At 60.1% G+C, this 25,515-nt stretch carries 26 protein-coding genes and 1 pseudogene; 10 read left to right on the top strand and 17 right to left on the bottom strand.

Translation table 11 applies throughout. The annotated features are described in order from the left end of the window. From LOY43_RS16520 to LOY43_RS16505, 4 genes are all read right to left on the bottom strand, one after another. A complete protein-coding gene (locus LOY43_RS16520; protein WP_257355407.1) occupies positions 1–516 on the bottom strand; it encodes a DoxX family protein in 516 nt (171 codons plus the stop codon). A gap of 449 nt (positions 517–965) precedes the next feature. Further along, positions 966–1,595 (bottom strand): DNA-3-methyladenine glycosylase, encoded by a 630-nt coding sequence (locus tag LOY43_RS16515; protein WP_258708398.1) that lies wholly within the window; start codon positions 1,593–1,595, stop codon positions 966–968. Further along, on the bottom strand, positions 1,596–2,393 hold the full coding sequence (locus tag LOY43_RS16510; RefSeq protein WP_220556401.1) for an isocitrate lyase/phosphoenolpyruvate mutase family protein: 798 nt from the start codon (positions 2,391–2,393) through the stop codon (positions 1,596–1,598). It abuts the gene before it with no gap. A gap of 32 nt (positions 2,394–2,425) precedes the next feature. Continuing rightward, the gene (locus tag LOY43_RS16505) at positions 2,426–3,508 is read right to left on the bottom strand and encodes a bifunctional transcriptional activator/DNA repair enzyme AdaA (RefSeq protein ID WP_258708397.1); all 1,083 of its coding nucleotides are present in this window, start codon (positions 3,506–3,508) and stop codon (positions 2,426–2,428) included. A 210-nt stretch (positions 3,509–3,718) separates the two neighbouring features. Here LOY43_RS16505 and LOY43_RS16500 point away from each other — a divergent pair, with 210 nt between their 5' ends. Further along, a complete protein-coding gene (locus tag LOY43_RS16500; RefSeq protein WP_095047928.1) occupies positions 3,719–4,132 on the top strand; it encodes a VOC family protein in 414 nt (137 codons plus the stop codon). Here LOY43_RS16500 and LOY43_RS16495 read toward each other — a convergent pair. Next, the gene (locus LOY43_RS16495) at positions 4,129–4,749 is read right to left on the bottom strand and encodes a LysE family translocator (RefSeq protein WP_095124596.1); all 621 of its coding nucleotides are present in this window, start codon (positions 4,747–4,749) and stop codon (positions 4,129–4,131) included. The genes LOY43_RS16500 and LOY43_RS16495 overlap by 4 nt on opposite strands. Before the next feature lie 275 nt (positions 4,750–5,024). Between LOY43_RS16495 and LOY43_RS16490 the strand changes: the two genes are divergently transcribed. The 3 genes from LOY43_RS16490 (at position 5,025) to LOY43_RS16480 (ending at position 8,792) form a co-directional block, all read left to right on the top strand. Next, positions 5,025–5,639, top strand: coding sequence for a biliverdin-producing heme oxygenase (locus LOY43_RS16490; RefSeq protein WP_095124597.1), 615 nt, complete (start codon positions 5,025–5,027; stop codon positions 5,637–5,639). Further along, positions 5,636–7,873 (top strand): ATP-binding protein, encoded by a 2,238-nt coding sequence (locus tag LOY43_RS16485; protein ID WP_258708396.1) that lies wholly within the window; start codon positions 5,636–5,638, stop codon positions 7,871–7,873. Before LOY43_RS16490 ends, LOY43_RS16485 begins: the two co-directional genes overlap by 4 nt. Positions 7,874–8,204: 331 nt before the next feature. Beyond that, the gene (locus tag LOY43_RS16480) at positions 8,205–8,792 is read left to right on the top strand and encodes a LysE family translocator (protein WP_095047924.1); all 588 of its coding nucleotides are present in this window, start codon (positions 8,205–8,207) and stop codon (positions 8,790–8,792) included. A 121-nt stretch (positions 8,793–8,913) separates the two neighbouring features. Here the strand turns inward: LOY43_RS16480 and LOY43_RS16475 are convergent, their stop codons facing one another. From LOY43_RS16475 to LOY43_RS16455, 5 genes and pseudogenes are all read right to left on the bottom strand, one after another. Beyond that, positions 8,914–9,222 (bottom strand): antibiotic biosynthesis monooxygenase, encoded by a 309-nt coding sequence (locus LOY43_RS16475; protein ID WP_258708395.1) that lies wholly within the window; start codon positions 9,220–9,222, stop codon positions 8,914–8,916. 21 nt (positions 9,223–9,243) lie between these two features. After that, complete coding sequence (locus LOY43_RS16470; RefSeq protein WP_258708394.1) at positions 9,244–10,227, bottom strand: zinc-dependent alcohol dehydrogenase family protein; 984 nt, start codon at positions 10,225–10,227, stop codon at positions 9,244–9,246. Positions 10,228–10,288: 61 nt separating this feature from the next. Then, positions 10,289–10,591, bottom strand: a complete 303-nt coding sequence (locus LOY43_RS16465; protein ID WP_077572353.1) for a helix-turn-helix transcriptional regulator — start codon at positions 10,589–10,591, stop codon at positions 10,289–10,291. A gap of 218 nt (positions 10,592–10,809) precedes the next feature. Continuing rightward, positions 10,810–11,642 (bottom strand): annotated as a pseudogene (locus LOY43_RS16460) (helix-turn-helix domain-containing protein). Between the two features lie 35 nt (positions 11,643–11,677). Further along, a complete protein-coding gene (locus LOY43_RS16455) occupies positions 11,678–12,181 on the bottom strand; it encodes a VOC family protein (RefSeq protein WP_095124601.1) in 504 nt (167 codons plus the stop codon). 312 nt (positions 12,182–12,493) lie between these two features. Between LOY43_RS16455 and LOY43_RS16450 the strand changes: the two genes are divergently transcribed. Then, positions 12,494–12,763 (top strand): transmembrane sensor/regulator PpyR, encoded by a 270-nt coding sequence (locus LOY43_RS16450; protein WP_220556395.1) that lies wholly within the window; start codon positions 12,494–12,496, stop codon positions 12,761–12,763. 212 nt (positions 12,764–12,975) lie between these two features. Here the strand turns inward: LOY43_RS16450 and LOY43_RS16445 are convergent, their stop codons facing one another. The 3 genes from LOY43_RS16445 to LOY43_RS16435 form a co-directional block, all read right to left on the bottom strand. Further along, a complete protein-coding gene (locus LOY43_RS16445; RefSeq protein ID WP_095124603.1) occupies positions 12,976–13,644 on the bottom strand; it encodes a bifunctional 2-polyprenyl-6-hydroxyphenol methylase/3-demethylubiquinol 3-O-methyltransferase UbiG in 669 nt (222 codons plus the stop codon). 129 nt (positions 13,645–13,773) lie between these two features. Continuing rightward, positions 13,774–14,547: a carboxymuconolactone decarboxylase family protein gene (locus tag LOY43_RS16440; protein ID WP_408980845.1), complete on the bottom strand. Its 774-nt coding sequence runs from the start codon at positions 14,545–14,547 to the stop codon at positions 13,774–13,776. Between the two features lie 282 nt (positions 14,548–14,829). Beyond that, positions 14,830–15,195: a DUF6124 family protein gene (locus tag LOY43_RS16435; RefSeq protein ID WP_095047916.1), complete on the bottom strand. Its 366-nt coding sequence runs from the start codon at positions 15,193–15,195 to the stop codon at positions 14,830–14,832. An 841-nt stretch (positions 15,196–16,036) separates the two neighbouring features. Between LOY43_RS16435 and LOY43_RS16430 the strand changes: the two genes are divergently transcribed. Then, complete coding sequence (locus tag LOY43_RS16430) at positions 16,037–16,429, top strand: GFA family protein (protein WP_095124604.1); 393 nt, start codon at positions 16,037–16,039, stop codon at positions 16,427–16,429. Positions 16,430–16,572: 143 nt separating this feature from the next. Here the strand turns inward: LOY43_RS16430 and LOY43_RS16425 are convergent, their stop codons facing one another. After that, complete coding sequence (locus LOY43_RS16425; protein WP_095118413.1) at positions 16,573–17,403, bottom strand: alpha/beta fold hydrolase; 831 nt, start codon at positions 17,401–17,403, stop codon at positions 16,573–16,575. A 266-nt stretch (positions 17,404–17,669) separates the two neighbouring features. Here LOY43_RS16425 and LOY43_RS16420 point away from each other — a divergent pair, with 266 nt between their 5' ends. From LOY43_RS16420 to LOY43_RS16405, 4 genes are read left to right on the top strand one after another with little or no spacing between them, the layout of a single operon-like run. Continuing rightward, entirely contained in the window at positions 17,670–18,125 is a 456-nt protein-coding gene (locus LOY43_RS16420) for a (2Fe-2S)-binding protein (RefSeq protein ID WP_003224136.1), read from the top strand. A 22-nt stretch (positions 18,126–18,147) separates the two neighbouring features. After that, complete coding sequence (locus tag LOY43_RS16415; RefSeq protein ID WP_095047913.1) at positions 18,148–20,310, top strand: xanthine dehydrogenase family protein molybdopterin-binding subunit; 2,163 nt, start codon at positions 18,148–18,150, stop codon at positions 20,308–20,310. 1 nt (position 20,311) lies between these two features. Continuing rightward, complete coding sequence (locus tag LOY43_RS16410) at positions 20,312–20,890, top strand: hypothetical protein (RefSeq protein ID WP_095047912.1); 579 nt, start codon at positions 20,312–20,314, stop codon at positions 20,888–20,890. Between the two features lie 55 nt (positions 20,891–20,945). Further along, entirely contained in the window at positions 20,946–21,911 is a 966-nt protein-coding gene (locus LOY43_RS16405; RefSeq protein WP_095124607.1) for a diguanylate cyclase, read from the top strand. A gap of 158 nt (positions 21,912–22,069) precedes the next feature. On the opposite strand, the gene fabI is transcribed toward LOY43_RS16405, so the two are convergent. From fabI to LOY43_RS16390, 3 genes are read right to left on the bottom strand one after another with little or no spacing between them, the layout of a single operon-like run. Beyond that, positions 22,070–22,864 (bottom strand): enoyl-ACP reductase FabI, encoded by a 795-nt coding sequence (gene fabI, locus LOY43_RS16400; protein ID WP_007910591.1) that lies wholly within the window; start codon positions 22,862–22,864, stop codon positions 22,070–22,072. 19 nt (positions 22,865–22,883) lie between these two features. Then, positions 22,884–24,494 (bottom strand): ABC transporter ATP-binding protein, encoded by a 1,611-nt coding sequence (locus LOY43_RS16395; protein ID WP_095047910.1) that lies wholly within the window; start codon positions 24,492–24,494, stop codon positions 22,884–22,886. 1 nt (position 24,495) lies between these two features. Beyond that, entirely contained in the window at positions 24,496–25,515 is a 1,020-nt protein-coding gene (locus tag LOY43_RS16390) for an ABC transporter permease (protein WP_095047909.1), read from the bottom strand.

The raw sequence follows: 25,515 nt of genomic DNA, 5'->3' as shown, positions 1-25,515 counted from the left end.
TCAGCGGGTGCTTCGGTTCCAGAACACCCGCGCCAGCCACGCATCGACACTCAACTTGCCCGCCCCGGCGAACACCAGCGGCAGTAGCGCGGCCAGGTAAATCGCCGGCAGCTTGAAGTTGCCGAAGCCTTTGTTGGTGATCGCATACCCCTGCGCCAGTTCGCTCAGTGACGACCAGTCTGCGGGCCAGTGCACGGCGGCGGTCGCCACGACGGTGACCACGATCAGCGAAACCGCCGAAATGCGCGTGCCGAAGCCAAGCAGAATCGCCAGTGCGCAGATCAGTTCGGCCCACATCGACAGTTCCCAGTTCAGCGTTGCCGGCAGTTGATCGAATGGGAAGGGGAATCTGTCCTGGATGTCTTCGAACCAGTTCTGCCCGTTGAGTTTCTCCAGCCCGGATTCGAAGAATTCCCAGGCGATGAACAGGCGCAGCGTCAGAGGGGCGAGCCAGGTGCCGGCGCGGTCGAGGTTCAGGTGCAGGGCTTTGATGGCGGTTGAAAGGGTGGCGGTCATGATGCAGCTCCGGTGAGTTGAGTGAAATCGACCGGGGCATTTCAGCGTTGGGGTGTATCGGGTGTGTGTCGACGGTGTGGGGATTGTGCTTTTGGTGTGTCTGCGGCTTCGGGATATACAGTGCGATACAGTCAAAGGCCCCTCACCCCAGCCCTCTCCCGGGGGGAGAGGGGGCTGACCGAGTTGTCTTGCGTCATCCATCGACCTGAGAAATCCGGTCGATTATGGATCTAAGTTTTGGCGATCATGGATTCACAGACGCTATTTCAGGTCGGCGTAAAATCTCCCATCTCCCCCAATCAGTCCTCTTTGCCTCTGGGAGAGAGCTAGTGAGGGCAGTCGATTATAGGTTTGAGAAGTCTTGTCGATCGTGGATTCACAGATGCTATTTCAGGTCGGTGTAAATCTCCAATATCCCCCAATCAGTCCCCTCTACCTCTGGGAGAGGGCTAGGGTGAGGGCTGCAGTTTCGGCACCCGCCACAAATACCACGCCGCCACCGTCCGATACGGCCGCCACGCCAAACCAATCTCGACCATCTGTCTGCGCGTCGGCTGCACCTCGAGCCCCTTCAATCGCCGATACCCCTCACGCACACCAAAGTCATCCGCCGGCAAAATATCCATGCGCTCCAGGCTGTAGATCAGCAACATCTCCACCGTCCAGCGACCGACCCCGCGCAAACTGACCAAACGCTCGATCAACGCCTCGTCATCCATCGCCAGCGCCGTAGCGTAATCCGGCACCACACCCGCCAGCGTCGCCTGAGCAATCCCCTGAATCGTCGCAATCTTGCTCGCCGAAAACCCGCAACCGCGCATGCGTTCGAAATCAGTCGCAAGAATCTGCTCGGGACGCGGAAATGACTGCCCCGGAAACAGTCCCACCAAGCGCCCGACAATCGCATCGCCGGCCTTGGCATGCAGCTGCTGATAAGCAATCGCCCGCACCAATGACTCATAAGGATCGCGCGCCGGATGCGGTTGATGCAGGCACGGGCCGATCGCTTCGATATGGCGCCGCCAGTGCGGATCAAGCGCGGCCAGAAACGCGCTGGCCGCTTGATAGTCGTCAGCCATTTATTTCAGCAAGCCGTTGACTTCGCCGTAGGTGAACGCCTTGAGTTCATGGCTGTCGAGTTTGCCGCTGGCCAGAAAGCTTTTCACCAGCCCGCCCATCGCGCCATAGAGGAATTCGGCAATGCCGGAGCCGGCGCTCAAGCGGCGTACGCCCAGCGCCAGCAGCTCTTCAGGCGACGGCAAACACGCGAAGCCAAGCACGTTGACCGGCAGCGCCGTGCCCTTGCAGATTGCCTCGATTTCATAGGCACTCGTGACGCCCGCCGCGAACAGGCCATCGGCACCGGCCGCTTGATATAACGCAGCGCGACGCAGGGTTTCGGCGACGCGATCTTCGGCCGGAACCAGGCTTTTCAGATAGACGTCGGTGCGCGCATTGATGAACAGCTGCACCTCGCGCTTGTTGGCCACCTGACGTGCCACTTCGATCTTGCGCGCGAGCAACTCCGGATCCGCAGAACCGTCCTCGATATTGATGCCAACAGCACCCGCCGCAATCACCGCATCCAACACTTCCGCCACGCGCCCGAGGTCGTCGGAATAACCGGCCTCGACGTCCACGGTCAACGGCACGCTGATCACCCGGGCGATGGCTTCTACCGTCGACACCAGCCGTTCGAGGGGCAGAGCGTTGCCGTCCGGGTAGCCGTGGGCCCAGGCCACTGCGGCGCTGCTGGTGGCCACGGCTTTACCGCCCAGGTGCTCGACCAGTCGCGCGCCGGTGGCGTCGCCGACGTTGGTCAGCATCAACAGGCCTTGCTGGTGCAACTGGTGAAACTGCGTAGCGAGCGCGTTCATCAAAAATCCTTCTTGTCAGTTGATTCGATTCGTCAGAATGCCAGGGGTTGCGTGAGCTGCACGGCGGCGTTTTCCAGTCGCAGCAGAAACGCTTTGCGCGGCTGCCCACCACCATAGCCGGTCAGCGAGCCATCCGCGCCGATCACGCGATGACAAGGCACCACAATCGACAGCCGATTGTGCCCGTTGGCCAGGCCGACCGCGCGACTGGCGCCGGGTTTGCCCAAACCGGCGGCGATGGCGCCGTAGGTGCTGGTGTGGCCGTAAGGGATTTGCAGCAGCGCCGACCAGACCTGCCGGGCGAACTCGCTGCCGGGCAGGTGCAATGGCACGGTAAAGGTATTCAGCTGGCCGGCGAAATACTGCGCCAGTTGCGCCTCGATCTGCTGCAAATGCGCGTTGTGCCCCGGCGCCACCGCGTAACCGTAGCGGTTCTGCAATTCCTCGACTTCGCGGGTCAGTGCCGGGCGATCAAGAAACTCCAGCAACACCAGGCCACGGCGTTCGGCCATGGCAATCATCGGCCCCAGCGGCGTGGTCAACCGGGTGAACAGCAGCGGCTCGCTGTGTCCGGCGCGGCCCGGGGTGATGTGGAAGGACTTCTGAAAGGCATCGCGAAAACCGCTGAGCGATTCATAACCCGAATCAAACGCGGCGTGATCAATCGAGATGCCTTGCTTGATCCCGCCCAGCGCCATGCCCAAGCGGCGCGTGCGCAGCCACGCATGGAAGGTCATGCCGAAATGCTGCTTGAACCAGCGCCGCAGCTTCAGCGGCTCGATGCCTTCAGCGAGCAATTGTGCGTCGCTCCAGCGCACCTCCGGATCGGCGCCCACGGCGTTGAGCAGCCGTTGCACCCAGTCCGGGGCGATGGCTGCGGCATCCAGTGGTTTGCAGCGCAGGCAGGCGCGATAGCCCGCCGACAGGCAGTCGTCGGCGTGGGCGAAGAACTCGACGTTCTCCGGTTTCGGTTTGCGCGCCGTGCAACTGGGGCGGCAGAAGATCCCGGTGGTTTTCACGGCCGTGAAGAACACGCCCTCGTAGGCAGTGTCGCGTTCGAGCATGGCGCGAACCATCTCGGCGTGGGGCGGCAGGACAGCGGTTTGTATGTTCATGGGCTGAGAGTAAAACCAGTTTGTCGATGGCTCCACCGAAAAATCGACAGTGAATTTTCAACCCCTCTGAACTACCGTGTAGGAGCTGCCACAGGCTGCGATCTTGATCGTTCCCACGCTCTGCGTGGGAATGCAGCCCGGGACGCTCCGCGTCCCAAAATCCCAGATCGCCGCTATCGGCAGCTCCTACCGTTTGTTGAGGTGTGTCCGATGCATCCGTTTTCCATCCAGCATATCGATCACATCGTCCTGCGCGTCGCGGACCTGCCGCGCAGCATCGACTTCTACAGCCAGGTGTTCGGTGCCGAAGTGGTCAAGCGCAACGAACCGTTGGGCCTGATACACCTGCGCGCCGGCACGTCGATGATCGACCTCGTCGACCTGCAAGGCGAACTCGGCCGCAAGGGCGGCGGGGCGGCCGGCAGCGAACGGCGTAACGTCGATCACTTCTGCCTGCGCATCGAGCCGTTCGACGAAGAAGCACTGCGCGCGCACTTGCAATCCTTCGGCTTGAGCGTGGCCAAAGCCGAGTCACGCTTCGGCGCCGAGGGCAAAGGGCTGTCGCTGTACTGCTTCGACCCGGACGGCAATCAGGTCGAACTCAAAGGCCCGTCCGAGGCTTAAGCGCGTTTGGCCATCAACAGCACCGAAGCCGCCGCCGACAGCAGGCCTGCGCAGCAACGATTGAAGATTCGTTTGCCGCGCGGCTCGGCGAACCAGCGGCGCATGTGCAGGCCCATCCAGGCGTAGGCGCTGATGGCGATCCACTCCAATAAAAGGAACAGCACGCCGAGTACGGCGAATTGCGCCGCCACCGGGCGCGCCGGGTCGACGAATTGCGGCAGAAACGCGGTGAACAGCAAAATCGCCTTCGGATTGCCCGCCGCCACCAGAAACTCCTGTCGTGCTAAAGCAAAGAAGCCAACGGTCCCGCCTGTTACTTGCTGCTCGGCCTCGGGATTGGCCCGCCACAACTGCCAGGCCAGGTACAACAGATACGCCGCGCCGACGATCTTGATCGCATGGAACAACCATTCCGAAGTCTGCAACACCACTGAGAGACCGGCACCGGCCAGTGCGATCATCCCGGCGAACGCCAGAATCCGTCCGATGCCCGCCGTGCAGGCGCGGCGAAAGCCATAACGCGTGGCGTTGCTGACCGACAGCAGATTGTTTGGCCCGGGGGCCATATTCAGGGCGAAGCAGGCCGGAAGAAACAGGATGAGCGTGGCGAGATCCATGACGGCACTCCAGAAACGAGAGCGATATTTTTAGCACAGCCTCCGGGCGCTCAGACCCATACAGTCACGCGGCGCTGTCGCGGTACAGCGCCCGGTGCCGTTGGGCAACGCGGTCGAACTTTTTGCAGATGCCTTCACTCTGAATGACTCAGAGGGTGATGGTTTCGGCAGAAATATCTATCCGGCCGGTCAGAAACCGCGATAGCCGTGTAAAATTTCACCGACGTTGCATTCACCCCGTTTGGCCCCTGGCGGCCCCACCAAGAGCGATCTACATGCAAGCAAAGGCCCGTGAAGTTTATGTGCCACCGGTGCTGCAAGATCTGCGAGCCGGCACTGCCGAACTGCACATCGCACTGGAAAAACGCCTTCCTTTTTTCTCCGATACCCTCGATACCCAGGCTTTTGTGCGGTTGATGCAGGCTTATTACGGCTTCTATCTGCCGCTGGAAAACGCCTTGCTCCGCAGTGATGCAATTCCTGCCGATTTTGATCTGACGCCTCGACTCAAAGCGCCAACCTTGCGCACTGATCTGCACGCGCTGGGCGTATCTGCCGAAGCGCTGCAAAACCTGCCGCAGTGCGAGCAGTTGCCGGTCATCGACTCAAGCGCTGCCTGCCTTGGCGTGCTCTACGTCCTCGAGGGGGCGACGCTGGGCGGGCAGATTCTGCGCCGGGAAATCTCGACGCGGTTAGGCCTGGAAGCCGATAACGGCGCGGCTTTTCTCGATATCTACGGCGCCGCCACGGGCCGGCGCTGGCGTGACTTTATCGAATACCTCGGCAGTCGGCCAATGAGCGCCGCCGAGCGCGGCGCTGTCGTCACCGCCGCACAAACCACATTCAGCTGTTTCGAGCGCTGGCTCGAAAGCCGGGAGGTACTGGCATGAACCCGCAAGACAAAGAAGCCTTTGAAGAACTGCTGGCCAACTGTGCCGACGAGCCGATTCGTTTCCCCGGTGCGATCCAGCCCCACGGCTTGCTGTTGACCCTGAGCGAACCTGCATTGGCGATCATTCAGGTCAGCGCCAACGTCGAAAGCCTGCTGGCCCGGGTGCCGCAAAGCCTGATCGGCCAGCCACTGGAAAGCCTGATCGGCGACGCCGAAGCGGCGCAAGTGCGCGAAGCTTTACTGCAACCGTCGCTGTCCGATGTGCAGCCGCTGCGCTTCAGGCTCAACGGCACGGCATTCGAGGGTTTGCTGCACCGCCATCAAGGTGTGCTGATTCTGGAGCTGGAAATCCACGTGGAAAATTTCCAGCCGCGCAATGTCGCCGGCAATCAAACGCATCTGGGGCGCATGCTCCAGCGTCTGCAAGGGGCCACCACGTTGCAGGCGCTGTATGACATCAGCGTCAAGGAAATTCAGGCCATGACCGGTTACGACCGGGTGTTGATCTATCGTTTCGAGGAGGAGGGCCACGGTCAGGTGATCGCCGAAGCCTCCGACCCGTCGATGGAAGTATTCAATGGCCTGTTTTTCCCAGCGTCGGACATTCCCGAACAGGCGCGCGAGCTGTATCGCACCAATTGGCTGCGGATTATCCCCAATGCCGACTACCAACCGGTGCCGCTGGTGCCTAAGCTGCGCCCGGACACGAACACGCCGCTGGACCTGAGTTTCGCCACCCTGCGCAGTGTGTCGCCGATCCACTGCCAGTACATGAAAAACATGGGCGTGTTGTCGTCGATGAGCATTTCCCTGCTCAAGGGTGACAAGCTTTGGGGCCTGATCAGTTGCGGCAATCGTCAGCCACTGCACGTGCCGCATGAGTTGCGTGCGGCGTGCCAGACCATCGGCCAGGTACTGTCGTTGCAGATTAGCGCCATGGAAGCGCTGGAGATCAGCCGTCAGCGTGAAGAAAAAGTCGAAGCCTTGGCGCTGCTCAATCAGGCGATGATCGACTCGCCGCAGAATGTCTTCGACGGTCTGGCCAATCAACCGCAGACGTTGATGGCGCTGACCAATGCCGGCGGCATCGCGATCATCGAAGACAAACAACTGCACCGTTACGGCAACTGCCCGGAACCGGAAGACATTCGCGCCTTGCACAAGTGGCTGCAGGACAGCGGCGAGCCAGTGTTTGCCAGTCATCACCTGGCCAGCGTCTACCCGCCGGCCGCGCAATATCAGCAGGTGGCCAGCGGCGTGCTTGCCATGAGCCTGCCGAAACCGGTGGACAACGGCGTGTTCTGGTTCCGTCCCGAGGTCAAGGAGAACATCAATTGGAGCGGCGATCCGCGCAAGCCGCTGGACCTGGAAAACTCCGGCGCCGGCCTGCGTTTGCGCCCGCGTACCTCGTTCGAAATCTGGAAAGTAGAGATGGCCGGGATCTCCACCAAGTGGAGCCACGGTGATTTGTTCGCCGCCAATGATCTGCGCCGTTCGGCACTGGAAAACGATCTGGCCCGGCAGGTCCGCCGTGAGCAGGAAGCGGTGCGCGCCCGCGATGAATTGGTGGCGGTGGTGTCGCACGATCTGCGTAACCCGATGACCGTGATCTCGATGCTCTGCGGCATGATGCAGAAGGCTTTCAGCTCCGACGGCCCGCACACTTCGCGCAGGATCTCCACGGCCATCGACACCATGCAGCAGGCCGCCGGGCGCATGAATACGCTGTTGGAGGACCTGCTCGACACCTCGAAAATCGACGCCGGGCGCTACTCCATCACCCCGCAGAAACTCGATGTCGGGCAGATGTTCGAGGAGGCGCAGGCGTTGCTCGCGCCGCTGGCGTTGGACAAGGACATCAGCATTTCCTTCGCCGCCGACCCCGATCTGCGTATCCATGCCGACCCCGAGCGGCTGTTTCAGGTGCTGTCTAATCTGGTCGGCAACGCGATCAAGTTCACCCCGCGCCTGGGCACGGTGGGCGTGCATGCCACGTCGGTCGGCGATGATATCGTTTTCACTGTGCGCGACAGCGGCGAGGGCATTCCCAAGGAACATCTGCCGCACGTCTTTGACCGTTACTGGACGGTGAAAGAGGGCAATCCGACCGGCACCGGTCTGGGGTTATACATCACCCAAGGTATCGTCGAAGCCCATGGCGGGCGGATCTTCGCCGAGAGTGAACCGGGGCAGGGCAGCGAGTTCCGCTTCACCGTGCCGCGTTTGGACTGATCGTCTTTTTATGTGTGGGAGCGAGCCTGCTCGCGAATGGGGTCGTCCTGGCAATGCAGTGCTGAATGACCCACCGCATTCGTCGGAACGCCGCCCGGAGCAGGCTCGCTCCCACAGGGGATTTGTGTCGTTTGATCGTTCCCACGCTCTGCGTGGGAATGCCTCAACGGACGCTCTGCGTTCGGCTCTGGGAGGGACGCGGAGCGTCCCGGGCTACATTCCCACGCAGAGCGTGGGAACGATCAGGATCACAGGGGCATTTTCTTCAATACCGAGGACCGGGTGCTCGCTACCGTGAGCACCTTGTTCCTCGATTTGAAGCAGGTGTGCGATGAGTCTGATTGTTTCCATGGCGGCGTTTGCGTTGGCTGCGTCGATCACGCCGGGGCCGGTGAATATCGTGGCGTTGAGTTCCGGGGCGCAGTTCGGTTTTCGCGCCAGTCAGCGGCATGTTGCCGGAGCGACGCTGGGGTTTGTGCTGTTGCTGGTGTTGATGGGATTGGGCCTGCATGAGGTGTTGAAGCTCTGGCCGTTCATGACCCGTGTGGTGCAACTGGCCGGCGTGGCGTTTCTGCTGTTCATGGCGTGGAAACTGGCCATGGATGACGGACAGTTGAATGCCGGTGAGTCAGGGCGGGCGCCATCGATGCTGTATGGCGCGGTGATGCAATGGCTCAACCCGAAAGCCTGGCTGGCATGCGTCGCGGGTATGGGCGCGTTTGTCGCTGATGGCGAGGCGCGGCTGGTGTGGCAGTTTGCGGCGGTGTATCTGGTGATTTGTTATCTGTCGGTCGGCTGCTGGGCGTATGCCGGGACGTTTTTGCGTGGGTATTTGAGCAATGCGGCGGGAATGCGTTGGTTCAATCGGGTGATGGCGGGGTTGTTGGCCGTCAGCGCGATATACCTGCTGCTACCGTAAACCCTGTAGGAGTGAGCCTGCTCGCGATAGCGGTGTATCAGTCAATATAAATGTCGATTGATAGACCGCTATCGCGAGCAGGCTCACTCCTACAATGGATCACGGGTAGCCGAGAGATTGATTAGTTGAATGGCTGCTGAAACGCGCCACCTTCGATGTGCCAGACCTTCGGCTCGTCCGAAAAATACTCCTCCAGGCCCAGCATGAACAGCCGATGGTCTTCACTCGCTTCAAACCCCGGCGTGTGATCCTCAAGGGATTGCCAGCGCACAATCAAATTGAACACCTCAGGCGTTTCGATTCCTGGCGCGAGCAGGTGGCCGCCGTAACCCTTTGCCCGTTTGAGCAAAGGCTCGACCTCGGTAAACGCATGCCGAAACGCCGCAGTTTGTTCTGTGTGAACGGGCAGTAAAGCGATCTCATAAATCATGGTGTTCTCCTTGCACTGAGTTCAGCGATTGGCGAGTTCGGACGACGGCACGACAGCAATCGCGATCTTCCCTTGGAGGCCGTTGTTGGGCGTCTCCAGCCGGGCATGGGCCAGGCCGATGTCGGCCAGCGCATAGACCGCGCCAACGTGCGGGCGCAACTGACCGTTGGCGATCAATGCGCTCAACTCATCGAGTTTGCCGCGATTCTGTCGGGTGAAAACGAAGTGGTAGCTGGCGTTCTTGCCCCAGGCCTGAATCAGGTTTTGCGGCTGGGCAAGGTCGACGATCGACACCACGCGGCCAAGCTGTGCGAGGGCGTCGGGACTGCGTGCCAGGGTGTTGCCGCCAATGGTGTCGAACACCACATCGACGCCGCGGCCAGCGGTTTCGCGCAGGATCGCCTCGACGTAATCTTCCTTTTCGTAATCGATCAGCACATCGGCGCCCATCTGCCTGGCGAACTCGAAATTGCCTTCACGCACGGTAGTGAAGACTTTCGCGCCGATGGCTTTGGCCAGCTGGATTGCGACATGACCGACGCCACCCGCGCCGCCATGGATCAGAATGCTCTCGCCGACTCTGAGCGCCGCCCGCACGACGAGCGCTTCCCACGCCGTGCCGCCAACCAGACTCAGGCTTGCCGCTTCAAGGTGGCTCAGTGCGGGCGGCTTCTTGCCGATAATGCTTTCGGCCGCCACGTGGTATTCGGCATAACTGCCTGGGCCGTCGAAAATCTGCGGGGTGTACCAGACTTCGTCACCCGGCCCGAACGCCGTCACCCCCGGCCCGACGGCTTCGACAACGCCGGAGACGTCGTGCCCGGTAATGGCGGGGAGGGGCACCAGATCGGCATAGTCGCCACGGCGAACCTGATAATCCAGCGGGTTGATGGAGGTAGCGTGCACCCGTACCAGGACTTCGCCCGCTTGTGGCACTGGCTTGGGTACCTCACAAAGTTCGAACGATTGCGCGCCGCCAAATGAAGTAAGGATCATCGCTTTCATTGCATTTCCTCGTTTCGGTAAAAAGGGATATCGGGAATTCTCGATATCGTGGGGCAAAAAATTACAGCTCGCTGCCGATGATCTCGGCCAGCGCGCTGATCGCTGCTTCGTTGCGTTTGTAATAGGTCCACTGCCCAATACGCCTGACTTCGACCAGGCCGGCGCGTTGCAGCGTCGCCAGGTAATCGGACACCGTCGACTGCGACAGCCCGACGCCTTCCTGAATACTGCTGACGCAAACACCCACCGTATGCACGTCACCTTCGTCCTGGGGAGGAAAGTGTTTCTCGGGATCCTTCAAGCCTTTGAGGATTTCCAGGCGTGTGCGGTTCGAGAGGGCTTTGAAGATTTCGAGTAGTTCCATGCCGCGACGATATCGGAATTTACCGATATGTCAATATCTGAATGTGTTGGCCAGCGATTGATCGTTCCCATGCTCCGCGTGGGAATGCCTCAACGGACGCTCTGCGTTCGGCTCTGGAAGGGACGCGGAGCGTCCCGGGCTGCGTTCCCACGCAGAGCGTGGGAACGATCAAACAAGCTCGCTCCCACGGGGGGAAGTGTTGATTTTCAGATGAGGTGTCAGCCGCGATATTGGCCGGGCGTTGCCGCCAGATGCTGCTTGAACGCTCGTTGAAAATGCGCCTGGTCGGCAAACCCGGCCTCAAGCGCCACATCCGCAATCAACTCCCCGCTGCGCAAACGCTCGCGGGCGAACTGGATGCGCTGGTTGACCAAAAATGCGTGGGGCGTCATGCCGTAATGCTGTTTGAAGGCGCGGATCAGGTACGACGGTGAAAGCTGTGCAGCGGCGCAGATGTCGTCGAGGTTGAGCACTTCGGTGCAGTGCTCGCGGATGAAATCGGCAGCGCGTTCCAGTTTGAAATTTGGCTCGCGCAGAGAGGGGCCGGCGGGTTCAAACGCAGTTGCAGGTCGCTGAAAAACTCCACCGCCGCGCTTTGCTTGCGCAGCACATCCTGTTGCGGGTCGACTAACGTTTGATACAGCCCGTTCAGTTCGTTGAACAGCGCAGTGTCATCAAGGTGAGTGGTGGAAAAACGCCGAAACTGCAGATCACCGGCAAAGCCCAACTGATGCTGCAAATCCGTCAGCCAGGGCGTTTCCACGTACAGCATCACATACGACCACGGCTGATCATCGATCGGATTGCACGCATGCACATCGCCGGGGTTCATCAGCACCACAGTGCCCGCCGCGACCTCGAACTGCGCCTGCTCATGCACATAGGTGCTGCGACCGGCGGTGATCGCGCCAATGGAAAAGTGCGCATGGGAATGCCGGGCGTAGCAGACTTCGCGGCCATCGGCGATGGCCCGCGCTTCAATGAACGGCAGCGCCGCGTCGCGCCAGAAGCGCGGGGCTTTTTCAGGGTGTTTGGCGGCAGCGTGTTTCATCGTTGTTATTCCCGGCAGGCCAGGGCGCCAGTGTATTAGCTCTGGCCGGCAAAGGCGCGTTCGAGTTCGGCAATGTCGAGTTTTTTCATCGTGAACATGGCCTGCATCGCTCGCTGCGATTTGCTGGTGTCGGCATCCAGCATCATGTGCATGAACGCCACCGGCACGATCTGCCAGGACACGCCGAACTTGTCTTTCAGCCAGCCGCATTGCTGGGCTTCGACGGGGCCACCCTCGGACAGATTGCCCCAGAAATGGTCGACTTCTTCCTGATTCTGGCAATTGACCTGAAACGAGATCGCCTCGCTGAACTTGAACATCGGCCCACCGTTAAGGCCGGTGAAGGTCTGGCCGTCGAGTTCGAAACTGACGGTCATCACCGCACCTTCCGGTTTGCCATGAAATTCCTGACCGACCTTGCTGTAGTGGGTCAGGCCGGTGATTTTCGCGTGATCGAAGATTGAGCAGTAAAACTTCGCAGCGGCTTCGGCCTGATCGTCGAACCAAAGGCAAGGGGTGAGTTTTTGAAAGCGTTGCATGGCAGTCATCCTCGGCAGGTTAGACAGCTGGATTTACAGCGTAGTCAGTCCTTGGTCGATTGCCGGTGCCGTAGATCGACAATTGCCGAGCATTGGAAATCCTGACGACGGAGACACCGAACCGCAGACCGGATTTTCTTACCGTGTCTTTATGTAGTCGTAATGACAAGGCTTCAGGTCGAATTGACTATCTCCGGTTTGTGTCAAATTGACTCGTTATCGTGCAACAAACTGATTTTATTGAATTGAAAATCGGGCACGAGACTTGATGTACTCAACTTACCTAAACGAACCGCTCAGGAGTACGCCACCATGCTCACTTTCTTCGAAAGCCCGCTGAACGTTCTGCACCTGTCGAGCAAAATCCTCGTCGCTGGTCTGCTCATGCTGCTCGCTGGCATATACGGTGCGTATCTCTACAACGGCCACATGCCGATTGCGCTGCTGGTGGCGATGCATTCGCTGACCATCCTCGGCCCGACCCTGATCAAGATTGGCTACGTCATGCGCCTGCTGGCGCAGTACCGCATCCGTGGTCCCGAAACCACTGTGGGAGCTTGCCTGCAAGCGATTGCGGTCTGATATTCAACATTGATGTCGCCTGAAATACCGTCATCGCGAGCAGGCTCACTCCCACAGGTTTGTATGGTGGTCACAAATTCCTGGCACACCCAAACCACTGTGGGAGCTGGCTTGCCAGCGATGAGGCCAGCACCTTCAACATCAATGTTGACTGACCCGACGCCATCGCTGGCAAGCCAGCTCCCACAATGATTGATGGTGTTTCTGAAATCTCAGCGGCGCTCGGCAACCATCAGCAAGGACTGCGGCACTGGACTTTGCGGATGCTGTGGCTCCTGCAAACCGGCCAATTGGAACCCGGCCATGTCCAGCGCATTCAGCCAACTCGACAACGTGCGGAAATACCACGGCATCGGCTGCCACTGACCTTTGAATCCCGCGAACGATTCTTCGCGCCAGCCATCCTGATAATCGCCTGCCGCGACAGACCATGGATGCAGTGTCTGAATGACCACAACACCTGTGGGAACAAGCAAGGCATTCATCGCGGCAAGCAGCGGAATTATGTCTTGATGCAGTAGCGAGAAATTCGCGCACACCAGGTTGTAGTCACGACCGATATCGACCTTGCCATCGACCAGCGCTTCGTAACTCGCAACATGCACCCGCGCCGCCCCCGCCAGACGCGCCGCTTCGACCAGCCGCGCATCGCCATCCACCCCGACGGCATCAATCCCCCGATCCGCCAGCGCCCGCAACAGCCAGCCTTCACCGCAGCCGAGGTCGAGCACACGCTGCGGCTGCCGGCCCATGATCGCCAACAAAATCGCTTGATCGGTAACCTGCTGACGGCTTTCGATGGCGCCGCTGCGGATCACCTCGATCCAGACATCAGCGTTGTCGTGCCAGCTCTGCAAAAGGCTGGATTCGGGGGAGGGCATGGCGGAGTCCCGACTTCTGAAAAACCACAGTATGGACGCTGATCGCAAACCAGGGTTTGTAGATCAGCGCACCCACACAACTCCGAACGCCGATATTTTTGAGAAATCGATATCAGGTCCATTTTTCGGTCATTTTTTCGAAGCCGCCAAAGCCTCTTTGAGCGCTGCATTTGCACGTTCGGCGGTTTGCGCATCACCGTGCTTTTTCAGCAGCTCAGTGACCTCGGCCAACTGTGCCGCGCTGAGCCCGACGCGCAGGCTCGCCGCCATATGCGCGCGCAGTTGCGATTCTACGCCCGGCGTTGCAGCCAGCGCCCCGACGGTCGCCAGTTCACGGCTTTGCCAGTCAAGGTTGTCGCGCTCGAAGATGTCGCCGAACAGGTGGGTTTGCAGGAACTGGTTGATAACCGGGGCGAACTCGAACACCGGGCCTTTGACCGGGGCGCCCGAAATTTTCGTTTGATTCGCGGTGCCGCTGGCCAGCAGTTCATCCCCAACTGGAATCGCCCGGCCCGGCTCACGCCCCGGCGCATCTTCGATGCCGCGTTGTTTGCGTACCTGCACCACCGTCATCAGCTCGTTCAAGGCATTGAGGCTGCGCGGGAACCCGACGTAAGCGTAGAGCTGCACGAGAATTTCCCGGGTTTCGCTGATGGTCAGGCCGGCGTCGAGTGCCTGGTTGAGCGCCGAGTTGAGGTTGCGCATGTCGCTGGTCGCCATGAACGCGGCAATCAGTGGAATCGTCTGTTGTTTACCCGACAGGGCTCGTGCTGTGGTTTGCGGAGTAGTCATGGATTGCGGTGTCTCGGCTGCTTGAGTGGTAGCGCTGAACATCGACCCAACGATCAGGCAGAACGCCATAAGTGCGGGAAGGGCAGCGCTGCTGCGTGTGTCAGTGGCCATCGTGAAAGGCTCCATCCTTTGCGGTTCTGCGATGTCCTGAGTAGCTGTGGTCGAGCCATAGCCATAGCTCAGGTCCATGCAGCCAACGCCGAGGGCGGATACTTCGAGTGAACGGTTGCCGCGTGTGCGCTTGTGCATGTCGATCTCCCGTTGGGCGTGGGGAGCACAGTAAGCGAGGTGACGGGGGGGCACTAGACGGCTAAATCGGGATGGCTTGATGAATTCTGCTCATCAATCTACGGAATGAGTGAAGGGGTAACTCTGCACTCATCCTTTGGGTGACTACTGTGGCACGCGCAGCTTGTCCAGCAGGCGATTGACCAGCAGCTCGTTCAGCATGATCACCTGTTGCAGCGCCAGCAGCGGTTTGCGCTCCGGGCCGCCTATCGAGTTGGCGATGTTACCGGCCATGGAGTGGGCGTAGGAAAGCGACTCACAGGCTTCGACCCGTAGGGTTTCGTCATCCAGCGTGGGGTCGACCAAATAGACCGGGCGAAACTTGGGTGAGCTTGGCGGCGCCCCCAGTGCTTCGGGTCGCAGGTAGTAGTCGAGGGCGCGGTCGGTGGCTTCTTTGACCTTTTGCGGGTTGAGCGCTGGGTCGTGAGGGATTGGATCGGTGGGTGGCGGATTTGGCGTGATTTTGAACATGGATGAAACTCCTATCGCAGTTTAAGGAGCCATCACTCTCGCTACCAAACGAGTGAGTGGTGGCCATACGCGGGTTGGTAGACCGGCTGCAATAGGAACCCGGCGCTCACGAGTGAGCCCCACGCATGACTACCATTGAACTGAGCCTCCACAAAGAGACAGCACAGGGTGTTGTCACACGGCTATTACAGACGGGCTACCAAACCCGATCACTGTTTTGCAGTGACAGGCAAACGATATAGCCCGGCCCATAGCCGTGTAAGCCGGCGGATTCTGGCGTACGCGTAGGTAACGACGCAAGGTGTTGTAGGGAGGATGGCGTAACGGTTTGTGTGCTTTAAACGTGATCACGGCCTTCGTGTTTATTGATGAAAATACTGGATGGCGGGGGCTTTGGGTTTTGCGGTGTGTCAGTGCGATTCCCCCCCCCTCACCCCAGCCCTCTCCCCCAAAGGGGGCGAGGGGGAAAGGGAGCAGATCTCCATGTACTTCCAGGCCTGAGTCCGACTCGGTATCTCAAGTCGGTGCAACTTGCACATTCAGCGCGGTCAGTTCCCTTTCCCCCAGGGGGTCGAGGGGGAAAGGGAGCTGATCTTTGTGCTCTTCAAACCTGAGTCCGACTCGGTATTTCAAGTCGGTGCAACTTGCACATTCAGCGCGGTCAGTTCCCTCTCCCCCAGGGGGAAAGGGAGCTGATCTTTGTGCTCTTCAAACCTGAGTTCGACTCGGTATTTCAAGTCGGTGCAACTTGCACATTCAGCGCGGTCAGTTCCCTCTACCTCTGGGAGAGGGTTAGGGTGAGGGCTGTCGCTAATTTCAAATTCTGAAGAGGAGGTGCGACATGAATCTATTGACCGGCAGTTGCCTGTGCGGCGATGTCCGTTTCGAAGTGACAGGTCAGCCCTACCGAGTCGGCATCTGCCACTGCCTCGACTGCCGCAAACGCCACGGCACGCTCTTTCACACCTCGGCCATATTTCCCGAGGATGCGTTGAAGGTCACCGGCGAAACCCGCGACTACAACGGGCGCTTTTTCTGCCCGCGTTGCGGCTCACCTGTGTTCACACGTTCGGCAGATGAAGTAGAGGTCAACATCGGATCGCTCGATGAGCCTAATCAGTTCAAACCTACTTACGAACTCTGGACCATTCGGCGTGAATCATGGTTGCCGGCGCTGCCACTGGCTCACCACTACGAGCGTGATCGTGAAAGCACGGGGCGCACAGAGGAATAATGGACGTGAGCCCAATCACATCCCCCTTGTGGGAGCGAGCCTGCTCGCGAATGCGGTGGGTCATACAGCTCAAGTTCAACTGAAAGATCGCATTCGCGAGCAGGCTCGCTCCCACAGGGGAAAGTGTATGGCTGCCGATGATCTCAGCCGCGAATAAACGCCAGCAGATCCGCGTTGATCGTCTCTGCCTCCGTCGTCGGCATCCCGTGGGGGAACCCCGGATACGACTTCAGCGTGCCATTGGGCAGCAACTTCGCCGACAACGGCCCTGAATCCGCATACGGCACAATCTGATCATCCTCGCCATGCATCACCAGCACCGGCACCGTGACCTTCTTCAAGTCCTCGGTGAAATCGGTCTGCGAAAACGCCACGATCCCGTCGTAGTGCGCCTTCGCTCCGCCGATCATGCCCTGACGCCACCAGTTGGCAATAATCCCTTCCGATGGCGTGGCTCCTGGCCGGTTGTAGCCATAAAACGGCCCGGTCGGAATGTCGCGATAAAACTGCGCGCGATTCGCCGCCAGTTGCGCCTGAAAGTCATCGAATACCGATTTCGGCAGCCCACCCGGATTGCTCTCGGTCTGCACCATCAACGGTGGCACCGCGCTGATCAGCACACCTTTGGCAACGTTGTCCTGACCATGCCGGGCAATGTAATGAATCACCTCACCGCCACCGGTCGAATGGCCGACATGCACGACGTTCTTCAGGCCCAGATGATTAACCACAGCCAGCGTATCGTCGGCGTAATGATCCATGTCGTGCCCGTCCCAGACCTGACTCGAACGTCCATGCCCACGGCGATCATGGGCAACCACCCGGAAGCCTTTGCCGAGGAAGAACAGCATCTGTGCGTCCCAATCGTCCGAGCTGAGCGGCCAGCCGTGGTGGAAGTGGATCACCGGCGCGTCTTTCGGGCCCCAGTCTTTGTAGAAAATCTCGACGCCGTCTTTGCTGGTGACAAATCCCATGTTCGCAACTCCAGACCAATCTGATGGGTAACCCGCGCGGTCAGCGCGGACCGGTTTCGCTCATGACGAGTTTTCCACTGCGATGGCTCAGTGCGAGCCGTTATCAACTGTAGGATTAAAGTCGACATCTGCATGACCGGTGGTCGCAACGTCTGGCTTCGTGCGCAAATTAGGCTTTGCTGAAAGGGATAAGCCGAGGCGCGCGTAGGCTTTGATGGCCACAGCGGCGCCCCTTCAGAACACCGTGAGTCTGAGGAAATTCCCCGATGCTGACCTTGAATATCAATGGCAAGGATCAGGAGCTCGATGTCCCCGCGGACATGCCGTTGCTCTGGGTCCTGCGCGATGTCGCGCACTTGACCGGTACCAAATTTGGTTGCGGCATGGCCCAGTGCGGGGCCTGCACCGTGCACGTTGACGGGGCGCCGTTGCGCGCCTGCATTACGCCCGCGACCGCCGTGGCCCATGGCCAGAAAATTCTCACCATCGAAGGGCTGTCCACCGACGGTTCGCACCCGGTGCAGCAAGCCTGGGCCGAACTTGACGTGGTGCAGTGCGGTTACTGCCAGTCGGGGCAGATCATGTCTGCTGCCGCGCTGCTGGCGAAAATCCCCAAACCCACCGACAGCGATATCGATCAGGCGCTCTCCGGCAATATCTGCCGTTGCGGCACCTATCCCCGCATTCGCGCAGCGGTTAAGCGTGCATCGGAAATCGGCTGATTCAATCTGTGGGAGATAGACGATGAACAGTCCTGTATCGCGTCGGAGTTTTCTCAAAGGCAGCGCCCTGTTGGGCGGCGGTCTGGTGGTGGCGTTTGTCGTCCCTGGCGGCCACAAGTTTGCCTATGCGGCCGAGAATGAAGGCAAGGTGTTCGCGCCCAATGCGTTTTTGCGCATCGCGGCGGACAACAGCGTCACCGTGTTGCTCGGGCATTCGGAGATGGGCCAAGGCATCTGGACCGGCCTGACCATGTTGATTGCCGAGGAGCTGGACGCGGACTGGTCGAAGATCCGCGTCGAGCACTCGCCCGCGTCGGCGGCGGATTACGGCATGCCCGGTTTTGGCGGCATGCAGATTACCGGCGGCTCGACGTCGACGTGGATGGAGTTTGATCGTTATCGGCTGGCAGGCGCGACCGCGCGGCAGATGCTGGTGGAGGCGGCGGCGAAACGCTTCGAGGTGGCACCGTCGGCCATTCGCACTGAATCGGGCGTGGTGATTGCCGGTGACAAGCGTGCAACTTATGGCGAGCTGGCAGATGCCGCCGGGCAATTGCCGGTGCCGGATCCGAAGTCGATTACCTTCAAGGAAGCCAAGGACTGGAAGGTCATTGGCAAACCGACCAAACGCCTCGACACACCGGAGAAAATCACCGGCCGCGCCAAGTTCGGCATGGACGTGCAGTTTGAAGGCTTGATGACCGCAATGGTCGCGCGCCCACCGGTATTCGGTGCCACTGTTAAATCTTTCGAAGGCGCTGAAGCGCTGGCGGTGCCGGGCGTACACAAAGTGGTGCAGGTACCGACGGGCGTGGCGGTGATTGCCGAGCATTACTGGGCGGCTAAATTGGGCCGTGATGCGCTGAAGGTCGATTGGGATCTGGGCCCGCATGCGGATCTGAGCAGCGAAAAACTGCTGGCAAGTTTCCGCAAACTGGCCGCGACACAAGGCACGTCGGCGAGTCAGGCCGGTGATGCCAAGGGCAGTTTTGGCAAAGCGGCGAAGAAGATCGATGTCGAATACAGCGTGCCTTATCTGGCTCATGCGCCGATGGAGCCGCTCAATTGCACGGTGAAAATCAGCGCCGAGAAATGCGAAATCTGGACCGGTACGCAGTTTCAGACGCTGGATCAAATGGTCGCCGGCAAGATCACCGGGCTGAAGCCTGATCAGGTCGAGATCCACACTGAGTTTTTGGGTGGCGGTTTCGGGCGTCGGGCCAATCCAACGTCTGACTTTGTCGCCGAAGCCGTGCACGTGGCGAAAGCCGCCGCGATGCCGGTGAAAACCGTGTGGTCGCGGGAAGACGATATTCGTGGCGGTTACTACCGCTCGATGTTCTTGCATCAGGCGAAGATCGGCTTGGGCGCTGATGGTTTGCCGTCGAGCTGGCAGCACGTGCTGGTCGGGCAGTCGATCATGACCGGCACGCTGATGGAGGCGACGATGGTCAAAAACGGCATCGACCCGACCTCGGTCGAAGGCGTTTCCGACAGTCCTTACGTTAAAGGCCTGGCCAATCATCAGGTCGATCTGCATTCGCCGCAAACGGGCATCAATGTGTTGTGGCTGCGCTCGGTTGGCCATAGCCATACCGGTTTTGTCATGGAATCGCTGATCGATGAAATGGCCACGGCGGCGGGCAAGGATCCGGTCGAGTACCGACGAACCTTGCTCAAGGATCATCCTCGGCATTTGGGCGTGCTCAATCTGGCGGTGGAAAAGGCTAACTGGAAAGCACCATTGCCGGATGGCCATGCGTTGGGCGTGGCAGTGCACGAGTCGTTCGGTAGCTACGTGGCGCAGGTGGCGGAGGTGTCGCAGGACAATTTGGCGATTCGCGTGCATCGCGTGGTCTGTGCGGTGGACTGCGGGATTGCGGTGAATCCGCAGAGTATCGCGGCGCAGATGGAATCGTGCATCACCTTCGGTCTGGGCATGGCGCTGCACAGCAAACTGACGCTCAAGGACGGCGCGGTCGTGCAATCCAACTATCACGATTATCAGGTGCTGCGGCTCAACGAGATGCCGGTGGTGGAAGTGCACATCGTGCCCAGCAGCGACAAACCCGGTGGCATCGGCGAGGCCGGTGTGCCGCCGACCGCGCCAGCCGTGGCCAACGCGGTGTTCGCCCTGACCGGGCAACGCCTGCGCGAGTTGCCGCTGCAACTGTCGGGGGTGTGAGATGAAACGACATCTAGTGTTGGGCACGGTGGTTCTACTGGGGCTGGGCGGTTATGCCTCGGACCTGTTTGCCGATGATCAGGAAGCCTTGAAAGCCTTCACCACGGTACAGAAAGTCTTCCAGAGTCCGCGCTGCCAGAACTGTCACATTCCCGGTGATTCGCCGTTGCAGTTCGACGCCGGCATTCCCCATGCGATGAACGTGGTGCGCGGCATGGACGGCAAGGGCGCCGCCGGTTTGCCTTGCGCGACCTGCCACGCGGAAAACAATCCGCCGGCCAGTTACGGCCCGCATGCGCCACCGGGCGCGCCGCACTGGAGCCTGCCGCCGGCGGCGCACAAAATGGCCTGGATCGGCCTGCCACCGGACAAGCTCTGCGCGATGATCAAGGACCGTTCGAGCAATGGCGATCGCGACTTTGCTGCACTGATCAAGCATGTCAGCGAAGACAAATTGGTGCTGTGGGGCTGGAATCCCGGGGCAGGGCGCGCGCCGGTGCCAGTGCCGCACGATATTTTTGTCACGCAATTCAAGCTCTGGGCCGATGCGGGCGGGCCATGCCCGGTGGCGCAAATGTGAGCCATTGCCAAATTAGCGCTACGCTTGGAAGCATTGTTGCCAATGGAGTGTGCTGATGCTGGTTCCAGGAAAACCTGCGAATGAAACGGCGCGCGTTCAAGCGTTGCACGGTCTTGAGCTGCTCGATTCCGCCCCTGAAGAACGTTTCGACCGACTGACACGGTTGGCGAAACGCCTGTTCAATGTGCCGATTGCACTGGTGACGTTGGTCGACACCAATCGGCAGTGGTTCAAGTCGTGCGTGGGCCTGGATGTCAGCGAGACACCGAGGGATGTCTCGTTCTGCGGCCATGCGATTCTTAACGACGGCCTGCTGTTGGTGCCGGACGCCCGCGAGGATGTGCGCTTCCATGACAACCCGTTGGTGACAGGCGCGCCGAACATTCGCTTCTACGCCGGTTACCCGCTGACCGTGCCCAATGGCAATAAAATGGGCACGCTGTGCCTGATCGACACCAAGCCCCGCGACCTCGACGAGGAAGAGCGCGCGTTGTTGCGTGATCTGGCGGAAATGGCCGAGCAAGAGTTGGCCGCTGTGCAGATCGCGAGCATGGATGAGTTGACGTTGCTGTCCAATCGCCGTGGTTTCAAACAACTGGCGCAGCATGCACTGGACGCCTGCGCACGGCTGGAACGGCCGGCAACCTTGCTGTTTTTCGACCTCAATGACTTCAAGCAGATCAACGATCTGTATGGGCATGCCGAGGGTGACAGTGCGCTGAAAACCTTTGCCGACGTGCTGCGCATCGCCTTTCGCGAGAGTGATGTGGTCGGGCGCCTGGGCGGGGATGAGTTCGTCGCGTTGCTGACCGGCTCCAGCCATATTGAAACGACGGCGATCATGGCGCGGCTCAAGGAAATCCTTGAAGAGCGCAATGCCACGTTGCACCGCGGGTATGCGATTCGCTTCAGCGTCGGCCAGATCGAATACGACGCCAAACGCCATGAGACCGTGGATCGGCTGCTGGCGGATGCCGATAGCGCGATGTATGTGCACAAGCAGGCCTTGAAGCGTTGTTAGCGAATGCACCGCAGATCGCTTGTAGGAATGAGCCTGCTCGCGATAGCGTCCGGCCATCAACCTCTTCATTGCCTGACACAGCGCTCCCACAGGGGACAGTGTTGCAGGCATAAAAAAACCCGCCAGATCGGCGGGTTTTTTTATTGGCTAACCGAAGATCACTCTTCGATGTTGCCCATGGCGGTGGTGTTGAAGCCGCCGTCGACGTACATGATTTCGCCGCTGATGCCCGACGCCAGGTCGGAGCACAGGAAGGCGCCGGCGTTGCCGACTTCGTCGATGGTGACGTTGCGACGCAGCGGGGTTTGCGCTTCGTTGGCGGCCAGCATCTTGCGGAAGTTCTTGATGCCCGAGGCTGCCAGGGTACGGATCGGGCCAGCCGATACGCAGTTGACGCGGGTGCCATCCGGGCCCAGAGAGCCGGCCAGGTAACGTACGCCAGCTTCCAGCGAAGCCTTGGCCATGCCCATCACGTTGTAGTTCGGCATGGTGCGCTCAGCGCCCAGGTACGACAGGGTCAGCAGGCTGCCGTTGCGGCCTTTCATCATTTCGCGGCCGGCTTTGGCCAGGGCCACGAAGCTGTAGGCGCTGATGTCGTGAGCGATGCGGAAACCGTCACGGGTGGTGGCTTCGGTGAAGTCGCCGTCCAGTTGGTCGCCCGGGGCGAAGCCAACGGAGTGGACGATGCAGTCCAGGCCGTCCCACTTCTTGCTCAGTGCTTCGAAGACCTTGGCGATTTCTTCATCGCTGGCCACGTCGCACGGGAAGCACAGCTCAGGGCTCGAACCCCAGCCTTGGGCGAATTCTTCAACACGACCTTTCAGTTTGTCGTTCTGATAAGTGAAGGCAAGCTCAGCGCCCTCGCGATGCATGGCGGCAGCGATGCCGGATGCGATGGACAGCTTGCTGGCGACACCGACGATCAGTACGCGCTTACCGGCGAGAAAACCCATGTGTTGCTCCTCTTTCAGGTTATTGCGCAGTGGCTGGTGCCAAAAAAGCGGCTTCCAGCAACTGCTGTGTATACGGATGTTGGGGGGCGGCAAAAATACTTTGCGCGTCTCCCTGTTCGACCACTTGGCCATGCTTGACCACCATCAACTGGTGGCTCAGCGCTTTGACGACAGCCAGATCATGGCTGATAAACAAATACGTCAGGTTGTACTTGGCTTGCAGTGAACGCAACAGCTCCACCACTTGCCGCTGCACCGTGCGGTCGAGCGCCGACGTCGGCTCGTCCAGCAGGATCAGCGCCGGTTTCAGCACCAAAGCCCGGGCAATGGCGATTCGTTGCCGTTGCCCACCGGAAAATTCGTGGGGGTAGCGGTGCCGGGTTTCCGGATCCAGACCTACCTCCTTCAATGCCGCAATAATCGCCGCCTCTTGTTCCTCAGCGGTGCCCATCTTGTGAATCCGCAGGCCTTCGCCAACGATGTCGCTGACACACATGCGCGGGCTCAGGCTGCCAAACGGGTCCTGAAACACCACCTGCATCTCCCGCCGCAACGGGCGAACCTCGTTCTGCGTCAGGCAGTCTAGCTGCTTGCCTTCAAAGCGGATCGCGCCTTTGCTGCCGATCAGCCGCAAAATCGCCAGACCCAGGGTGGATTTACCGGAGCCGCTTTCTCCCACGATCCCCAGGGTCTGACCCTGCGGTAGGCTGAAATTGATGCCGTCCACTGCCTTGACGTGATCCACCGTGCGCTTGAGCAGGCCTTTCTTGATCGGGAACCAGACTTTCAAGTCCTCGACTTCAAGCAGCGGCGCGCCGATTTTATTGCTCGCCGGGCCTCCGCTGGGCTCCGCGCCGAGCAATTCCCGAGTGTACGGATGCTGCGGCGAACGGAACAGCTCTGCGCACGATGCCTGTTCGACGATGCAACCGCGCTGCATGACACATACACGATGCGCAATTCTTCGCACCAGGTTCAAATCGTGACTGATCAGTAACAACGACATGCCCAATCGAGCCTGCAATTCCTTGAGCAAATCGAGGATTTTCAGCTGAACGGTCACGTCCAGCGCCGTGGTCGGTTCGTCGGCAATCAGCAATTCCGGCTCGTTGGCCAGGGCCATGGCGATCATTACACGCTGGCGCTGGCCACCGGACAACTCGTGGGGCAAGGCCTTGAGACGCTTGTGCGGCTCGGGGATGCCGACCATGTCCAGCAGCTCCAGCGTACGCTTGGTCGCGACTTTGCCGGTCAGACCCTTGTGGATGCCGAGGACTTCGTTGATCTGCTTCTCGATCGAGTGCAGCGGATTCAGCGAAGTCATCGGCTCCTGAAAGATCATCGCGATGCGGTTGCCACGGATGTGGCGGATGGTTTTCTCACTGAGCCCCAGCAGGTTTTGCCCGGCATAGTTGATGCTGCCGGCCGGATGGCGGGCCATCGGGTAGGGCAGCAGGCGCAGGATCGAGTGCGCGGTGACCGATTTGCCCGAGCCGGATTCGCCGACCAGCGCCAGGGTTTCGCCGCGTTTGATGTCGAAACTCACGCCTTCGACGACCCGGTGCACGCGCTCGCCGAAACCGAATTCGACGGCGAGGTCACGCACTTCGATCAGATTGTCCTGATTCATTTCACTTCCTCGGGTCGAAGGCGTCGCGAGCGGACTCGCCGATAAACACCAGCAAACTCAGCATCAACGCCAGCACGGCGAAGGCACTCATGCCCAGCCACGGCGCTTGCAGGTTGGATTTGCCCTGGGCGACCAGTTCACCCAGCGACGGACTGCCGGCCGGCAAGCCGAAACCGAGGAAGTCCAAAGCGGTGAGGGTGCCGATGGCGCCGGTGAGGATGAACGGCATAAACGTCATGGTCGAGACCATTGCGTTGGGCAGGATGTGGCGGAACATGATCGCACCGTTCTGCATGCCCAGCGCTCTTGCTGCGCGCACGTATTCAAGGTTGCGGCCACGGAGGAACTCAGCGCGCACCACGTCGACCAGGCTCATCCACGAGAACAGCAGCATGATCCCCAGCAGCCACCAGAAATTCGGCTGGACGAAACTGGCGAGGATGATCAGCAGATACAGCACCGGCAGCCCCGACCAGATCTCCAGAAAACGCTGCCCGGCCAGATCGACCCAGCCGCCATAGAAGCCCTGCAAAGCACCGGCAATCACGCCGATGATCGAACTCAGCACGGTCAACGTCAGCGCGAACAGCACCGAAATGCGGAAACCGTAGATCACCCGCGCCAGCACATCGCGGCCCTGATCGTCAGTGCCGAGCAGGTTGTCCGCCGACGGCGGCGCCGGGGCCGGGACTTTCAGGTCGTAGTTGATGCTCTGGTAGCTGTAGGGAATCGGCGCCCACAGCACCCACGCATCCTTGGCCTTGAGCAGTTCGCGGATGTACGGGCTCTTGTAGTTGGCTTCCAGCGGGAATTCGCCGCCGAACGCAGTTTCCGGGTAGCGCTTGATCGCCGGGAAGTACCAATTGTTGTCGTAATGCACCACCAACGGCTTGTCGTTGGCGATCAGCTCGGCGCCCAGGCTCAGGCCGAACAGCACCAGAAACAGCCACAGCGACCACCAGCCGCGCTTGTTGGCCTTGAACAGTTCGAAGCGGCGGCGGTTGAGAGGGGACAGGTTCAT

Source organism: Pseudomonas sp. B21-041, assembly GCF_024748675.1.
In the GTDB taxonomy this organism is placed as follows: domain Bacteria; phylum Pseudomonadota; class Gammaproteobacteria; order Pseudomonadales; family Pseudomonadaceae; genus Aquipseudomonas; species Aquipseudomonas neuropathica.
The sequence above is the reverse complement of the archived record's forward strand: the minus strand, read 5'-3'. Positions and strand labels throughout refer to the sequence as shown.

Coding starts and splice junctions, on each gene's coding strand:
- LOY43_RS16520 (WP_257355407.1), bottom strand. CDS start 516: ATGACCGCCACCCTTTCAACCGCCATCAAAGCCCTGCACCTGAACCTC.
- LOY43_RS16515 (WP_258708398.1), bottom strand. CDS start 1,595: ATGGCTGACGACTATCAAGCGGCCAGCGCGTTTCTGGCCGCGCTTGAT.
- LOY43_RS16510 (WP_220556401.1), bottom strand. CDS start 2,393: ATGAACGCGCTCGCTACGCAGTTTCACCAGTTGCACCAGCAAGGCCTG.
- LOY43_RS16505 (WP_258708397.1), bottom strand. CDS start 3,508: ATGAACATACAAACCGCTGTCCTGCCGCCCCACGCCGAGATGGTTCGC.
- LOY43_RS16500 (WP_095047928.1), top strand. CDS start 3,719: ATGCATCCGTTTTCCATCCAGCATATCGATCACATCGTCCTGCGCGTC.
- LOY43_RS16495 (WP_095124596.1), bottom strand. CDS start 4,749: ATGGATCTCGCCACGCTCATCCTGTTTCTTCCGGCCTGCTTCGCCCTG.
- LOY43_RS16490 (WP_095124597.1), top strand. CDS start 5,025: ATGCAAGCAAAGGCCCGTGAAGTTTATGTGCCACCGGTGCTGCAAGAT.
- LOY43_RS16485 (WP_258708396.1), top strand. CDS start 5,636: ATGAACCCGCAAGACAAAGAAGCCTTTGAAGAACTGCTGGCCAACTGT.
- LOY43_RS16480 (WP_095047924.1), top strand. CDS start 8,205: ATGAGTCTGATTGTTTCCATGGCGGCGTTTGCGTTGGCTGCGTCGATC.
- LOY43_RS16475 (WP_258708395.1), bottom strand. CDS start 9,222: ATGATTTATGAGATCGCTTTACTGCCCGTTCACACAGAACAAACTGCG.
- LOY43_RS16470 (WP_258708394.1), bottom strand. CDS start 10,227: ATGAAAGCGATGATCCTTACTTCATTTGGCGGCGCGCAATCGTTCGAA.
- LOY43_RS16465 (WP_077572353.1), bottom strand. CDS start 10,591: ATGGAACTACTCGAAATCTTCAAAGCCCTCTCGAACCGCACACGCCTG.
- LOY43_RS16455 (WP_095124601.1), bottom strand. CDS start 12,181: ATGCAACGCTTTCAAAAACTCACCCCTTGCCTTTGGTTCGACGATCAG.
- LOY43_RS16450 (WP_220556395.1), top strand. CDS start 12,494: ATGCTCACTTTCTTCGAAAGCCCGCTGAACGTTCTGCACCTGTCGAGC.
- LOY43_RS16445 (WP_095124603.1), bottom strand. CDS start 13,644: ATGCCCTCCCCCGAATCCAGCCTTTTGCAGAGCTGGCACGACAACGCT.
- LOY43_RS16440 (WP_408980845.1), bottom strand. CDS start 14,547: ATGGCCACTGACACACGCAGCAGCGCTGCCCTTCCCGCACTTATGGCG.
- LOY43_RS16435 (WP_095047916.1), bottom strand. CDS start 15,195: ATGTTCAAAATCACGCCAAATCCGCCACCCACCGATCCAATCCCTCAC.
- LOY43_RS16430 (WP_095124604.1), top strand. CDS start 16,037: ATGAATCTATTGACCGGCAGTTGCCTGTGCGGCGATGTCCGTTTCGAA.
- LOY43_RS16425 (WP_095118413.1), bottom strand. CDS start 17,403: ATGGGATTTGTCACCAGCAAAGACGGCGTCGAGATTTTCTACAAAGAC.
- LOY43_RS16420 (WP_003224136.1), top strand. CDS start 17,670: ATGCTGACCTTGAATATCAATGGCAAGGATCAGGAGCTCGATGTCCCC.
- LOY43_RS16415 (WP_095047913.1), top strand. CDS start 18,148: ATGAACAGTCCTGTATCGCGTCGGAGTTTTCTCAAAGGCAGCGCCCTG.
- LOY43_RS16410 (WP_095047912.1), top strand. CDS start 20,312: ATGAAACGACATCTAGTGTTGGGCACGGTGGTTCTACTGGGGCTGGGC.
- LOY43_RS16405 (WP_095124607.1), top strand. CDS start 20,946: ATGCTGGTTCCAGGAAAACCTGCGAATGAAACGGCGCGCGTTCAAGCG.
- fabI (WP_007910591.1), bottom strand. CDS start 22,864: ATGGGTTTTCTCGCCGGTAAGCGCGTACTGATCGTCGGTGTCGCCAGC.
- LOY43_RS16395 (WP_095047910.1), bottom strand. CDS start 24,494: ATGAATCAGGACAATCTGATCGAAGTGCGTGACCTCGCCGTCGAATTC.
- LOY43_RS16390 (WP_095047909.1), bottom strand. CDS start 25,515: ATGAACCTGTCCCCTCTCAACCGCCGCCGCTTCGAACTGTTCAAGGCC.